We start from the raw sequence: 15199 nt of genomic DNA, 5'->3' as shown, positions 1-15199 counted from the left end.
ATATTTATATTAGCGTACATTACCATAGTGAAGGAAGATGAAGAAAAAAGCAATTGTTTCGCTCACCTTTATTTTCTTTTTTGATAATAAGTAGGAAACGTTTGAAAAAATTTTTACATCATAAGTGTTAAAGAAAAAATATCACTCCTTCCAATATAAAAAAAGAACAGCCGTTTTTTCTCTTTCGGTTTGAATTGTTTCAAATGCAAAACCCCTTTTCAGCTTTACTTTTTGAAAAGGGGTGACAACAATTTGAAAACAAAAGCATCTTATTTAAATATTTTCAATCGCTCTTCTATTGGTTTTTTTTCTTTATCACCGGGCTCAGCTGTCGGTTTTCCGAAAGGCATTTGAGCAATTAGTTTCCATTCATTTGGTATATTCCATTCTTGCTTCACTTCATCATCGATGAGCGGATTATAGTGCTGCAGCGAGGCGCCCAATCCTTCAATTTCCAACGAAGTCCAAATCACAAATTGCAGCATTCCAGAAGACTGTTGTGACCAAATCGGGAAATTGTCCGCATATAATGGGAATTGTTCCTGCAACCCTTGAACAACGCGGTCATCCTCAAAGAACAATACAGTACCGTATCCATTTCGGAATGAATTTATTTTTTCATCTGTTGAAGCAAATTGATCCGCTGGAACAATTTTTCGCAACGTTTCTTTCGTTATATCCCACAATTTGTTATGATGCTCGCCAAGCAAAAGAACGACTCGGGCGCTTTGGGAATTAAAAGCGGATGGTGTATATAGAACTGCGTGGCTGATCACTTCTTGAATACGCTCATCAGAAACAGTTGATTCTTTACTGATTCCGTAATAAGTGCGTCGATGTTTGACTGCTGAATAAAAGTCATTTGACACGTTCATCTCTCCTTTCTGAATTTCAATCTTTTTATATCATTCCTTTTAAACGCTTTGCCTATTACACTTCTTAGTAACGTTTTGAATAAAATTTTTTCTTGTAAGAGCCGTATTTTGAGGGATATAATTTACATGAAATCAATAATATTAGAAAAGGCGGTAAAAACTTGAAACAGCGGAACTTATTTTTCTACATTTTGATTTTTGCCATGATGTTTCTGTTCGGATGTACATCAAAAGAATATAAATCCAACATGGAATCTGGTATTGAAGCGCTAAAAAAAGAACAATACAGCGACGCCATCTCGTTTTTTAACAAAGCTCTTCATGAAAAAAACACTGAAGAAGTTCAATTGGCGCTGGATTTGTCAAAACAAATTAAAGACAGCGTTGCTGCCCTTGAAAAAGGAGAATTTGAAACCGCCATATCATTGGCAGAAAAAATCAAAAATTCAAATGAAACCTCCAAGGTTCTTGATATTCTCAAACCGAAAGCTGAAAAAATAATCGAAGAGGCGGAAAAAACGAGCGCCGCTTTAAAAGAAATGGAATCTGAACTTGAGTCAGGGAAAGCATTGTTGGAAGAAAACAAGTTTGACGAAGCATTCGCCATATTTAAGAAAATTGCGGAAACAACATCAAATAACGAGAAGATCGTCAGCGTTACCAAAAATGCAGAACAATTAATGAATCAAGCGGCTGCGGCGAAAAATCAATACTTGCAGGAGCAGGAGAAAAAACTTCAAGAAGAGCGGCAAAAAGCTGAAGAAGAAGCAAAAAAGAGAAAGGAAGAGCAAAAAAAGGCTGAGGAATCAAAGAAAAGCCGTCCTATAAGCCATACAGAAGCTGAACAGCTAGTTCGGGAGTATTTAAAAATTGAAAATACTTCTAACGTTTACGTTGAATATGATCATGATAATGAAAAAGGCGAATATATTATTCACGTTTATGAAATCGTGATCAGTGATCCGGAGACAAAAGAGGGACATACTTCTACATGGGGCTGGTATGCAGTCGACCCGGTCAAAAAAGTTGTGCGTGATGCGTTTGAATAACAAATTTTAAGGATTTTCCGGTGGATACATTCGGAAAATCCTTTTTCTTTAGTTATTTCATCAGAATGATATTAATTCAACTGATAAGGCTTACAAAATTGCCTTGCTCATTAAACAGCTACTAAGTATTGTTCAAGGATCGAACGCATTTCAGGAGTTAAAGGCTCAGAACGCTGCAACTTAAAATTGTAATGAACGATAACTCCTTCCCCTTTTGCGATCAATTTCCCCGTTTCTGCATTTTTTATTTCATGCTCCATCGAAAAGCTTTTCGTTCCAATCCGCGTAATTTTTGAAGTTACCGTTAATGTATCATGGGCATACGCTTGGGCAAGGTAATCACATTTTGTGGATGCTAAAATAAATTTCCAGTCTTGGTTCCCTACTTGTTTTGACATGTGTTTTAAAAATTTAGTCCGAGCTTCCTCCATATACAAATAATAGCTTGTATTGTTAACATGGCCTGACGCATCCGTTTCGCAATATCTTACATAAATTTCTGTATCTGGAATGGTCTTCATGCTAAATCGTCCTTTCTTTTATGTCTTATTTTTCTGTTTTTATCAATCGATCGATATTTATGTATGAATGGAATTGAATCCTACATGTGTATAGGAATTGTCCATCGGATCATCGATGTGTTTCAAGAAAAAGCAAATTGCTGTACAACGTTTGAAGAACAGGCGTTTCAACACCAATCTGCCGCCCCTTTTTCACGATAAACCCGCACAATGATTCGATTTCCATCCTTTTTCCTTTCAATCGATCTTGCAGCATGGACGGCTTATGCTTCAGAGCTGCTCCTGAATTGGCAAAAGTGCGATGAAACATTTCTTCATCTAATGGAATCCCGATTTTATTGGCTACTCGCATCACTTCTCGGCAAGCATTTTCAGCTGTTTTCCTCAATTCTTTATGCTCCATAATTTCACCGACAGTCGCTTTGGATAAAGCAGCAAGCGGATTGAAGGTTGCATTCCACAACAGCTTTTTCCACTTATCCAGCATGATATCATCTGTTGTTTTTACAAAAATTTCAGCTTGACGAAAAAGATCTGCCACTTTATCGCGGAACGAAATGAGAGATTCATCCAGAGCACCGATTACTAGTTTTGCTCTTCCGCTATGCTTTATGACCCCAGGCTCTTCCACATGTGACGACAGATAGGTTGCAGCTGACAAGAGCCTTTTTCCACCTAAAATTTGAGCGAGCTTTTCTTCATTGTCGACTCCATTTTGCAGCGTCAAAACAACTGCGCGATCATTCTGCAAAGAGGCAATCTGTTCTGCTGTACTTTCCGTGTCTGTTGATTTCACACAAAACAGTATCAGCTCACAATCAGCAAAATCCTCTATTTTATCTGTAAAAACACCGTCTATTGTGAGGAGTTGATCATTCGTTTTAACCACTAAACCTGATTTTTTCATTGCCTCTAAATGCTTGCCCCTTGCAAGAAAAACAACATCATGTCCGGCTTTCTTTAACAAAGCTCCAAAATAGCCGCCGACCGCGCCAGCTCCAGCAACAGCGATTTTCATAACATTCCCCCTTCAATTGAATCAAAAAGCTTATGAATGACAGAATAAACAGAAAATAATGAAATGCAAGTTTTGCACCTCAATTATTAACCTAATCTTTTCATTAATCAAGTGAAAGCATTCGGGACTGAAAAGTCTTGAGTGTTTAAAACCAATAGTAAAAACGAGCCTCCAAAACAGATAATAATCTTGAAATCAATATCAGACTCTAGACTATTATGATTTATTCTATGTTCCATGAGGATTCGCAAAGCGCGCAGATCACAAACACTCATAACTTAAAATGACGGCAATGCTATAAAAAAAGAAGCAGAAGTTGAAAAAAGCCTTTCCAAAATGAACGAACTCCGTGAAATAGCTTCTCTCCCCCACCGAATCGTTGACTTAGCTTTCGAATAAAATACGCCTAATTTATTTTCAAGTCTTGTAAACATACAGCAGCTGGCACGTTTTTGCTTTCTTAAATTTTACAGTTTATATGAAAAATGAACAGATAGGTTTAAGCATCCATCCAACACACATAACCCCGTTCTAAGTTTAGGACGGGGTTACAATAAAATGGTTTACTTTTTAAGAACAATGCTTCACTTACATCAAGATTTTTAAAGGTTAATCATTGGATAAAATGACTTTCATCGCTTTTTCTTTAGCCGCATTGCGAAATACTTCGTATGCCTGCAAAATCTGGTCCAGCGAAAAACGATGAGTGACTAACTGTTCCGGTTTAATTTTTCCTGACTGCACCGTCTTTAGCAGCAACTGAAAAATTCTTTTTATATATTACTGCCATTAAAAGCGGAACAACGATTGCCAAATCCATTAAAGTGCCTAGGATGACCCATCCCATTTCCTCAGGCAATACCATAATCGACAAAGGCGACCTATATATTAGAAAATTGGAACAAAGCACCAGCACTAATAAGGACAACCATATATACCTTTTTTTATCAAATTGCCAAGCTTCCACAAATCCACCCCTTTTTACCTATATTGTAACAGATTTTAAAATATTTCGTTTTTTATTTTTGTTAATTTTCAAAATTGCCAGCTTTCTCCTTGTCTCTGCTGATTTTAAGAAACGAACATGTTCCTAAATTGAGTGTGATTGATTTCTTGAGGTAATACGAAAGAACTAAATTTGAACATGCATCCTCTATATGAGAACAGTCAATCATCCCATAGTACAACCTTTACAAGAATTCATTGCCTTAAGAGATATAAAACTGAAACATATTATGCTTTTTCATTCAACTAATGCAAGCCTCCCTCCTTTCCGTTATACTTAAAACGTTGTTGATTGAAAGAAAGGAGCATTATATGAAATCTCTCGTTTTAGCTGAAAAGCCGAGCGTTGCACGTGAGATAGCCCGTGTGCTTGGCTGCAAAAAAGAGCATAAATTTCACTTTGAAGGAAGCAAGTATATCGTAACGTGGGCGCTCGGTCATTTAATTGGATTGAAGATGCCGGAACATTACGATCCAAAATATAAAACATGGCGGCTGGAAGATTTGCCAATTATCCCAGAAAAAATGGGGTTAAAAGTAATTAGACAAACGAGCCGGCATTATAAAGGCATAGAACTGTTGGCGAAACGAACGGACATTAAAGATTGCATTATCGCAACAGACGCCGGACGTGAAGGCGAACTCGTTGCAAGATGGATTTTAAAAAAGCTGAACTGGAAAAAGCCGATTTTGCGCCTATGGATTTCATCTCAGACCGATAAAGCCATTCGTGACGGTTTCAAGCATTTAAAACCTGGGAAACAATTTGAAGCATTATATCAGTCTGCTGTTTGCCGTGCTGAGGCAGATTGGCTCATCGGCTTAAATGTGACAAGAGCTTTGACGACGAAATATAATGACCCGCTTTCGGCAGGGCGCGTGCAGACCCCAACCCTTGCCATGATCATGAAAAGGGAAACAGAAATTCAAAAATTTGTACCGAAGCCGTATTGGACGATTCATGCAAAAATCGGTTCCATTCATACCATCTGGGAGCGAAACGGCGAAAAAAGAATTTTTTCCAAAGAAACGGCTGAACATCTATTGGCAAACCTGAATGGTAAAAAAGGTACAGTCATCAAAGTGGAGCGCAAGCAAAAGAAAGAACATCAGCCGCTGCCATACGACCTAACCGAGCTGCAGCGGGATGCCAACAAGCGTTTCGGATTTTCCGCAAAGAAAACGTTAACGATACTGCAAAAGCTTTATGAGCATTATAAGCTTGTCACATACCCGCGGACAGACTCCCGTTATTTAACTGCGGATATGGAATCGACAATGTTTGACAGGCTTCAGGCAATGGCTTCCGGCTATAAAGACGAAATCCGTCCTCTCCTTTCCAACAAAGGAAAAATTTTATTAAAACGGGTGTTCAATAATGAAAAAGTGACCGATCATCATGCCATTATCCCGACGGAGGAACCGCTAAATATGAGCCAGCTTTCCACTGATGAAAGGAAGCTGTATGATTTGATTGCCCGCCGGTTTTTGGCGCTGTTTTATCCTGCTTACGAATATGAAACCGTCCATGCGGTTTTTGATGTGAACGGAGAAACACTCACTGCAAAAGAGACAATTGTATTGAATAATGGATTTAAAGCCGTTTTAGGGAAGCAGCAGGATGAGCCGGAAAACAGAAACATCCCTGCTTTAGTTAAAGGACAATCTTTTGCTGTTCATCAAGTAGAAATAGAAGAAAAATTGGAAGAACCTCCTCTTCGCTATTCAGAGGCGGACATTCTTACGCAGATGGAAAAGTTCGGACTCGGCACTCCTGCAACTAGGGCGGATATTATTGAAAGACTTATCGAAACAGAAGCGGTTGAGCGAAAAAACGGCAGGTTCTACCCAACGAAAAAAGGTAAACAACTGATTGAACTTGTCAATGATGAACTAAAATCACCTGAACTGACAGCGCGCTGGGAAAAAGAGCTTGAAGCGATCGCACGGGGAAAAGGAAATCCTGAATTTTTCCTAAACAACATTCGCAAGCAAACGAAACGGCTCGTTAATGAAATAAAAAATAGCGATAGAAGCTACAAAGCACACAATTTAACCGGCTCCATGTGCCCGGAATGCGGCTCCTTTTTAAAAATACGTTCTACAAAAGAAGGACGTTTATTAGCATGTTCGAACATGGAATGCCGCTATAGCAAACGAAAAGATCCGAAGCTGTCCAACCGGCGCTGTCCACAATGCAAAAAACGAATGGAAATCCATAACGGCAAAGCCGGCGTTTACTTCCAATGCCGCCGCTGCAATGTGGTTGAAAAAGCGGAAGAAAAGAAAACGGCAGTCAATAACCGCAAAGATCGGGCTTTAATTCAAAAATACAGCCCGAAAAGCGATTCTTTTGGCACAAGTTTAGGTGATTTGTTAAAACAGGTGTTGGAAGAACAGCAATAAATAAAAAAGCTTCCGGATGCTGCGTTTACGACAAAAAGTTAGCTTGTTTCTATTTAAAAACGGTGTCACGACGAAGCTGGAATGGTATGCAGTTTGTTTCAAATATTTAAAAGGGATTTGTCAAATAAGTCATTTTTTCGGCTTATAGACAAACCCCTTTAATATTTAGAAACGTTCATATCGATGTTTATGATTATAATGGGCTCCACTTTCTGGACAGCTCCTTATCATTCATTAACTACACGCGAATTAAAACGTTATGTACTATTTGTTCCCCCTGCATTTCTAAAAAACTCAAAACAGTCAACCACATATATTCGAAAATGGTCTCCCCTCTTTCGACCTCCCCAATATATTTAAAAATCAAGAATGTTTATACACATGCTGCTTTATCGAACAGTAATCCTCAAGTCGAGATGTTTATAAATTTCTAAAAAAAGCGGCACCTAAATAAGGCGCCACTTTGAAAGGATTAGTTTTTTTGTACGTTTGCCGCTTGAGGTCCGCGTTGGCCTTCGACAATTTCAAATTTAACAGTTTGCCCTTCTTCTAACGTTTTAAAACCATCGCCTTGAATCGCCGAAAAATGAACAAACACATCGTCTCCACCATCGACTTCAATAAATCCAAACCCTTTTTCACTGTTAAACCATTTTACCTTACCTGTGTTCATGCTTTTTCCTCCAAAAAAAAGATTTTACCATTCATTGTTTGTTTTTCATAAGAAAAAAAGCCGCACACTCATGAGAAATGCAGACCATATAAGATCGCCTGCATTTCAATATGAGGTACGACTTATAATGGATCCATGATAAAACGAACTAAATGGCTAATTCATTATAACCAATCAAACATAAAGAGTCAAGAAAATGTAAGAATGTTCTTGACTCTTTAAGGGTGATACTTTATGTTATACGCTGCTTTCCCCTAAAAACAAATCTCATTCACTGCCGCGGTAAAGAAAGAACAGAGCTGTCAGCATTAGCCCGATCCCAATCAGGCGGTTTATGTCTATTCGATTTTTCGGCATTCCAAATAATCCAAAATGATCAATGATGACGCTGATGGCCATTTGACCGATGATTCCTGCAAGGAGCGTTACGGCCACCCCAACCTTCGGAACAGAAATAATGGTAAACGTGACGAACATCGCGCCTAAAAATCCCCCAAGCAAATTCCATTTTGGAACTTGAAACAAATCGGTAATGTGGCCCTTTCCAAAAAATAAAACAAGGAACGCTAAAACCATTGTTCCAACAAAAAAAGAGACAAATGCTCCTTCAACAGCACCGATTTTTTTACCTAGACTTCCGTTAATCGGCGACTGTATTCCTATCATCATCCCACCCAGTATCGCTAAAAAAATGTAAATCCATTTCATCCTGAACCCTCCCCAGAAATATAATTTCTCTTCTACCCGCTTGAACTCCTTTACGTAAAAACGTTCTTAAGTAAAAAAGTTGATTTTCTAAAATTTTCATTTTGTAAAAAAAGAAGAGACTTAAAAAAACGGCGCTTTCGTAAAAGCTCTTAAAATGATGAAAGACAACAGAATTTTTCAATAAATTTCTGTTGTCTGAAAGTGCAAACCTGCCGTTCAGATGAGAATCAAACCCGTTAAATAATTTTCTAGCACCCACACAGAAAATGACGCTGTAAAGGAGGAGATGAAGACCGATCTATTTGTTTGATGAAGAGCACAACGTTTACAAGTATATTCGGCCTGATGATTAGTTCAATTATCCATTAACGACAATTTACTACACTTGTTATATGTAAAGACCTTAAAAAATTATATTCAGTAAACTATTTTCTCTCATGTCATTTTCTAGATCAACCATTTTCAACATATATATAAACAAAAAAAGGAGGCACTTATGATCATTCATATTATACAAAGAGGAGAGACTTTATGGAACATAGCTGAACGCTACGGTATCAGTCTTTCTGAAATTATTGCTGCAAACAGTCTGCCCGATCCTAATCGATTACTGATTGGCCAATCACTTGTGATTCCCATTGCTTTTCGTCAACATATCGTCCGAGCAGGGGAAACATTATGGCAAATTGCCCAAAAATATGGAGTTGCCGTCGGGTCTATTGTTCAGGCTAACCATATTAGTGATCCTTCAAAAATTAATCCGGGAATAATTTTAAACATTCCGCCTCGCATCCATACTGTGAAGCCTGGAGAGAATTTATCGCAAATTTCTCAAATTTACCGTATATCCGTACAGGAAATTGCCAAAGCCAATCGAATTCAAAATCCCGACCTTCTTTATCCGGGGACAAGATTAACGATTCCTTTTGTAAAACCAGTCATTGACGTAAATGCATATACGATCCATGCAGGTGAAGAAGGAGGCAAAGAAGTTCGAGAAGCTGGCAGCTTTTTAACATACGTTTCTCCATTTGCCTATATCATCCGGGAAGACGGCGGACTCGATGCAATAAACGACACAGCGATTCTTCAAGCTGCTTTAGCAGAACAAGTGATACCAATGATGAGCATAACAAATTTTACGTTCAGGGACCCCGGGTCACGGCTGGCTCATGTCATCCTTTCAAATACGGAACTGCAAGATCGATTATTGACCACCATTATAAACACTATGAAAGAAAAAGGTTATCGTGGATTAAATATTGATTTTGAAAATGTATATCCTGACGATCGTGAGTTATATAATCAATTTTTACAGCGCGCCGTTGACCGATTGCACAAAGAAGGATATTTTGTTTCGACCGCGCTCGCCCCTAAAACGAGCGCAGAACAAAAAGGAATATTATATGAGGCGCACGACTATGCCGCACACGGCAGGATTGCAGATTTCGTTATTTTAATGACATACGAATGGGGTTATAGGCTTGGACCTCCTCAGGCGATCTCTCCGCTTAATCAAATCAAACAAGTGCTAGATTATGCTGTAACCGTCATTCCAAGAAATAAAATCTTTATGGGCTTCCAAGTATATGCTCGTGACTGGCTCCTTCCCCATGTTCAAGGTCAGGAAGCAGAAACATTTGATATGCAAGAAGCGATTCGTCGAGCAGTTCAACACGGTGCTGTGATACAGTATGATCGAACATCTCAATCTCCGTTTTATCGGTATGTGGATGAACAAGGCCGTACGCATGAGGTCTGGTTTGAAGACGCGCGCAGCACCCGGGCAAAATTTGATGTGGTAAAGGATTACGGTTTACGGGGAATTAGTTATTGGGTACTTGGCTATCCGTTCCCACAAAATTGGGTATTACTTGAAGACAATTTTCAAGTGCGGAAATCCCGTTCAATTCATTGATAGCAGAAGTCTCTCATAGCACAAATGAATCGAGTAGGAGGGAGCGATTAACTCCCGTCCTCTCACACCACCGTACGTACGGTTCCGTATACGGCGGTTCAATTAAGATAATTGACGCAAGTTTTCATAACTTCCGTGAATAGCTGTTCTCTTTATGCCAGTGGTCACTCCACCCTCCAAGAGGTCTCCCACGGGATTCACCGCTTCCTCCCTCAAGTGAGGTACTACGTTTTCTGTGTTCATCATGACTCACTGAATGCCAAGGGCTATTCTCTCTTAATTGTTCGGTCCTTCTTAGTTGTTCTAGACCAACTAATACTATGACCTCTGCTGACTTCTGACGGTTCAGCTACTTATCACTAAGTAGGTTATGAAGCGTACTTCACATATCCACCAGACCTCCCCGGGTAAGTACATGCACTTTCACACCATCTATCCGCCTCATTTACTCGATATGACCTTCGACAGAAAGAGCTTTGTTTTGTTTTGCAAACTCACTCAATCATACCTAGCCTTATATGAGGTTCGTGTTCCTCGGACCGGTGTTTTGCCACCAGCTTCCTTCAGATTCCGCGTCACCACGGACACCCTTTCGTTGAGCTAACCTCTACTTCTGTCTTCGGGGTTCGGGACTTACACCCTATAGTTCATATACATGCCGGGCGCACAATCGAGTAGGAGGGAGCGATTAACTCCCGTCCTCTCACACCACCGTACGTACGGTTCCGTATACGGCGGTTCAATTAAGATAATTGACGCAAGTCTTTATAACTTCCGTGAATAGCTGTTCTCTTTATGCCAGTGGTCACTCCACCCTCCAAGAGATCTCCCACGGGATTCACCGCTTCCTCCCTCAAGTGAGGTACTACGTTTTCTGTGTTCATCATGACTCACTGAATGCCAAGGGCTATTCTCTCTTAATTGTTCGGTCCTTCTTAGTTGTTCTAGACCAACTAATACTATGACCTCTGCTGACTTCTGACTGTTCAGCTATCTATCACTAGATAGGTTACCAAGGTTACTTGGCGTGCCAGCCAGACCTCCCCGGGTAAGAGTGTAATCTTTCCTTCCATCCATCTGCTTCATTTACTCTGTATCACCTTCGGCAGAAAGGGCTTTGTTTTGTCTTGCAAACTCACCCAGTGATACCTAGCCTCATATGAAGTTCGTGTTCCTCAGACCGGAAGTTTGCCGCTCGCTTCCTTCAGATTCCGCGTCACCACGGACACCCTTGCGTTAAGCTAACTGCTACTTCTGCCTTCGCAGCTCGGGACTTTCACCCTATAGATTACACCCATGCCGGGCGCACAATAAGGGAACCTACGCACAAAGCGTATGTTCCCTTCTCGCTTATTCCTCTTTCATAAACGGCCACCAGTTCGCTTTACCAAACATTTTGACCATCACCGGTACAAATAGCGGCAGTACAACAAGAGCATATAAAAATAATCCTGTTAAAACAATTGTGGCAATTTCGAGCAGCGACAGCACACCGGACGGAAGCATCGCCGCAAATGTTCCGCCTAAAATGACCGCGGCGGAAATAATGACCGTTCCCATATGACTCATAGCTGAAAGCATCGCTTCTGTGACAGGCAAATCTCTGTATTCGTTGAAGCGGTTCATAAGGAAGATGCTGTAATCTATGCCAAGCGCAATTAAAATGACAAATGAGAAAAATGGAACTGCCCAGTTCAAACCGTCGTATCCAAGAAGGCGAACGAAAATGGCTTCTGACACTGCCATTGATGTGTAATACGTTAGAATAAGCGATAAAATTAAATAAATCGGCATGACAAACGAGCGCAGCAATGCAATTAATATAAGAGCAATCCCTATCAGCATCAATACAACTGTGCGGGAGTAGTCGTTTGCTGAAATCTCGTTCAAGTCGGAGTAAATGCTAGTAACCCCGTCATAGGCAATTTTCGCATTTTCAAGCTTCGTGTCTTTTACGGCAAACTCCACCGCTTGTTTGACCTCAGTAAGCTGATCCATCGCTGAAGTTGAATATGGATTTTTCTCGAAAACAACATCAATGGTTGTCACTTTGCCGTCATTCGATATGTAAGCTTCTTTCGCATCCGCAAATTCTTTGCTTTCAAGCACTTCCTTCGGCATGTACCAGCCTGCCATTTCCTGATTTGAAGAAGAAAGACCCGATAAGTAATTCTCGGCAGAACCGAGACCGTCGGCTACTTGTTTTAGACCATCCACGCTTTTGTCAAGGCCTGAAATCAGCTGATTCATTTGTCCATCCAGCTGAGAAAAACCTTGCAGCAATTCCTCCTGTCCATTGTTGACTTGGCTTAAGCCGTTAGACAGCTCCGGCAATTTTGAAATGATGGTTTGCTGTCCAACCGCTGCTTTATTCAACCCTTTTTGCAGCTGATCAAGCCCGTTGATGAGCTCTCCCATTCCATTAACGAGCGCTTTTTGACCTGAAAGTAATTCAGAATATGAACGGTTCGCCTGCTCTATTCCATTTGTCACTCGCTGAAGCGCTCCGTTAATTTGCTGAAATCCGCTTCTCATTTGTTTTGCTTGTTCACTAAGCTGGGAAGCTGCCATTTTCACCTGTTGATACTCAGCATCCTGCTGAAGCTGCTGATGTCGTTGTTCGATGCGGTTTAAAGATTCACTCATGCCGGATAAATGTGTTGACAATTGACCGAGATGTGATTCCATCTGTTGATATTGTTTCAGCAATGAATGTAGACTGCTTCCGGCTGTTTCATATCCTTTCAAAAGCTGTTCTGCGCCGGATTGCAGCTTTTTCGTATTGTTTCGAACGGTCTCAATCCCTTTCTTTATGTCGCCGGCCCCCATCGATCCGCTCTCGATCCCCTGTTTAACTTGCGAAAGCCCTTTTTCAAGATCACCGACGCCTGCTTTTAATTCATTTGTTCCGGAAACGAGCGCTTCAATACCGTCTGTTGCTTGTTTTAATTTCGGAGATGATGCAGAAAGCTCTTTGCTCGCTTCATTCAAACCGGAGCTGATTTGTTCAAGCCCTTCATTTCCCTGACCAATTCCGTCTTTCAGCGTTTTCGCCTGTTCTGTCACAAATAATTGGTCGATCTGTTCGCCTGTCGGTCTCGTTACTGAACGGACCGTCTCGACACCTTCAACTTTTTCGATGCTTCTGCTTATTTTTTCAATTAAAGCAAAGTATTCCGTCCTATTCATGTTGTCATCATTTTTGATCACAATTTTTGTCGGCATCGCTTCGCCTGGGTTGAAGCTTTTCGAAATAATATTAAAAGCCTTGACAGAGTCGTAATCATCCCCGATTTCTTGAAGGGAATTAAACGACAGCTTGCCGTCATAGGAAAGCAGCACTGGGAGGGTAATGATTCCTACGATGATTAAAGAAACAAGCGGTCTGGTGAACGAAAAACGTCCTGCAAAGTCCCATAGCTTGCTCTGTTTATGTTCCAGATTTTCTTTAACTGGCCAAAACAACACCGGGCCAAGCACAGCCATGAAAAACGGAACAAGCGTCATAAGTGCTACCAGCAGGATGGCGACTCCGACAGCGACTGCCGCAGCCGATTGATAAAGCTTAAATGATGACAATCCGATTGCCGCAAAGCCGATCATAACGGCTAAACCGCTGAAAAACACAGTTTTTCCTGCCGTGCGATAGGTTGTTATAATCGCTTCAGTTCGGCTTTCTTGTTTGCCAAGCTCCTCTTTAAAGCGGCTTAGCAGTAAAATGCAATAATCTGTACCGATCCCGAACAAAATGGCGACCAAAAATGTTTGCGTAAAAGTGGACAATGGAAATTTCACCATTTCAACTAAAAAGGCGACAATTGACTGTGATGCCAAATATGTAATGCCGACTGTCAAGAGCGGCACAAATGGTGCTATAAGCGAGCGGAAAACGATCAGCAAGACGATCAAAATAAACACGACTGTTATGCCTTCTGTTTTTTTCACTCCTTCCTGCGAGCTGACAATAACGTCTTCATCGATGATCCAGCTGCCGGTATAATAATGCTCCAATGAAATATGATCGATCACTTTATAAAGAGCGGATGTCATTTCTTTTGCCGTTCTTCCGTCTCTTTCCATTTGTATTGACGTCAAGATGGTGGTTTTATCTTTTGAAACAAGCTGATCCTTTAACTCCTCTTGATGAAAAGGCGAAACAATTTCTGTAATCCGTAAATTCTCGCTGTGTTGTTCAAGCTGTTTTACAGCTTGTTCCGCTTCTTTCCAATCTTCCTTTGTCAGCCCGTCCTCATTATGCAGCACAAGGGCGACTGATATTAGATCTCCTGAATGCTCTTTGCTCTGAATTTCTTTTAAAATGTCATTCGCGATCGAAGAGGAATAACCTTCTGGAACCGTAATTTGCCCTTTTTCGCGCACAAGCTCCTCCATGTTTGGCGATGTAAAGAGCAAACCAATAACAGCGACAAGCCATAAAATGAGTACAAACCATTTTCCTTTCAGGATTGCCCTCATGACTCAACCTCCAGTTCAAGCAATACGTTTGCCAATTTTTCATAGGTTTGAATAAATGATTCGATCTCGTCCTCCGAAAATTTTGTTATGAACGATCCTACAACTTTATGAACTCTCTCTTCTGTGCTTGCAAACAAATTGCTCCCTTTTTCAGTCAAAGCCAAATAAATGACCCTCCTGTCTTTTTCATCGCGAATTCGCCGAACAAATCCTTTCTCAACAAGCCGATTAATCATCGCTGTGATCGCGCTTTTGTTCACTCGAAAAACATTGGCTAGTTCTGTTGAAGTGCACCTTTCCTTTTGATGGATATAGCGTAAGAGATAGTGTTGTTCGTTTGTGATATCTGGATCAATTTCACATTTCACAAGTTCTTCCGCTCTTTTCGTTACAATGAACGAAACCTTAATATACCGTTCGATCAATTCATCTATTTTTTTTCGATCCATTGTCTCCCCCCCCCTATTTTAAAAAGTTCAACTATTTAACTATTAAACTATTTAACTATCAACCTGTCAATCAATTTGTATGAAAATTGGCAAACTTCCTC

The 15199-nt window shown here is 40.4% G+C and carries 11 protein-coding genes and 1 pseudogene; 3 read left to right on the top strand and 9 right to left on the bottom strand.

Annotated features, from left to right (window positions below):
• Positions 1-269: 269 nt before the first annotated feature.
• Positions 270-869 carry a nitroreductase family protein gene (locus tag NSQ41_RS08825; protein ID WP_066246701.1) on the bottom strand — a complete coding sequence of 200 codons (600 nt, stop codon included), beginning with the start codon at positions 867-869 and terminating at the stop codon, positions 270-272.
• 167 nt (positions 870-1036) lie between these two features.
• Between NSQ41_RS08825 and NSQ41_RS08820 the strand changes: the two genes are divergently transcribed.
• Positions 1037-1924, top strand: coding sequence for a hypothetical protein (locus NSQ41_RS08820; RefSeq protein ID WP_066246698.1), 888 nt, complete (start codon positions 1037-1039; stop codon positions 1922-1924).
• A gap of 110 nt (positions 1925-2034) precedes the next feature.
• Here NSQ41_RS08820 and NSQ41_RS08815 read toward each other — a convergent pair whose 3' ends face one another.
• From NSQ41_RS08815 to NSQ41_RS08800, 4 genes and pseudogenes are all read right to left on the bottom strand, one after another.
• Positions 2035-2445, bottom strand: a complete 411-nt coding sequence (locus tag NSQ41_RS08815; RefSeq protein WP_063389531.1) for a thioesterase family protein — start codon at positions 2443-2445, stop codon at positions 2035-2037.
• 109 nt (positions 2446-2554) lie between these two features.
• On the bottom strand, positions 2555-3463 hold the full coding sequence (locus tag NSQ41_RS08810) for a 2-dehydropantoate 2-reductase (RefSeq protein ID WP_063389532.1): 909 nt from the start codon (positions 3461-3463) through the stop codon (positions 2555-2557).
• Between the two features lie 609 nt (positions 3464-4072).
• Positions 4073-4222, bottom strand: a pseudogene (locus NSQ41_RS08805) (alcohol dehydrogenase); the annotation flags it as partial.
• The gene (locus NSQ41_RS08800; protein WP_339195561.1) at positions 4188-4430 is read right to left on the bottom strand and encodes a hypothetical protein; all 243 of its coding nucleotides are present in this window, start codon (positions 4428-4430) and stop codon (positions 4188-4190) included. The pseudogene NSQ41_RS08805 and the gene NSQ41_RS08800, both read right to left, overlap by 35 nt.
• 350 nt (positions 4431-4780) lie before the next feature.
• On the opposite strand from NSQ41_RS08800, the gene NSQ41_RS08795 reads away from it, so the two are divergent.
• Positions 4781-6874, top strand: a complete 2094-nt coding sequence (locus NSQ41_RS08795; protein ID WP_339195558.1) for a DNA topoisomerase III — start codon at positions 4781-4783, stop codon at positions 6872-6874.
• A 472-nt stretch (positions 6875-7346) separates the two neighbouring features.
• On the opposite strand, the gene cspD is transcribed toward NSQ41_RS08795, so the two are convergent.
• Together cspD and NSQ41_RS08785 are read right to left on the bottom strand one after the other, a co-directional pair.
• Positions 7347-7547: a cold-shock protein CspD gene (cspD, locus tag NSQ41_RS08790; protein WP_063389535.1), complete on the bottom strand. Its 201-nt coding sequence runs from the start codon at positions 7545-7547 to the stop codon at positions 7347-7349.
• Between the two features lie 267 nt (positions 7548-7814).
• A complete protein-coding gene (locus tag NSQ41_RS08785) occupies positions 7815-8255 on the bottom strand; it encodes a DMT family transporter (RefSeq protein WP_063389536.1) in 441 nt (146 codons plus the stop codon).
• Between the two features lie 496 nt (positions 8256-8751).
• Here NSQ41_RS08785 and NSQ41_RS08780 point away from each other — a divergent pair, with 496 nt between their 5' ends.
• Positions 8752-10173 carry a LysM peptidoglycan-binding domain-containing protein gene (locus NSQ41_RS08780; RefSeq protein ID WP_339211470.1) on the top strand — a complete coding sequence of 474 codons (1422 nt, stop codon included), beginning with the start codon at positions 8752-8754 and terminating at the stop codon, positions 10171-10173.
• 1350 nt (positions 10174-11523) lie between these two features.
• On the opposite strand, the gene NSQ41_RS08775 is transcribed toward NSQ41_RS08780, so the two are convergent.
• Together NSQ41_RS08775 and NSQ41_RS08770 are read right to left on the bottom strand one after the other, a co-directional pair.
• Positions 11524-14649, bottom strand: coding sequence for an MMPL family transporter (locus NSQ41_RS08775; protein WP_339211468.1), 3126 nt, complete (start codon positions 14647-14649; stop codon positions 11524-11526).
• Positions 14646-15098, bottom strand: a complete 453-nt coding sequence (locus NSQ41_RS08770; protein WP_327863395.1) for a MarR family transcriptional regulator — start codon at positions 15096-15098, stop codon at positions 14646-14648. The genes NSQ41_RS08775 and NSQ41_RS08770 overlap by 4 nt, the downstream gene beginning before the upstream one ends.
• Between the last annotated feature and the right edge of the window lie 101 nt (positions 15099-15199).

Source organism: Aeribacillus sp. FSL K6-8210 (assembly GCF_037963925.1).
GTDB classification, from domain to species: Bacteria; Bacillota; Bacilli; order Bacillales; family Aeribacillaceae; genus Aeribacillus; species Aeribacillus composti.
The sequence above is the reverse complement of the archived record's forward strand: the minus strand, read 5'-3'. Positions and strand labels throughout refer to the sequence as shown.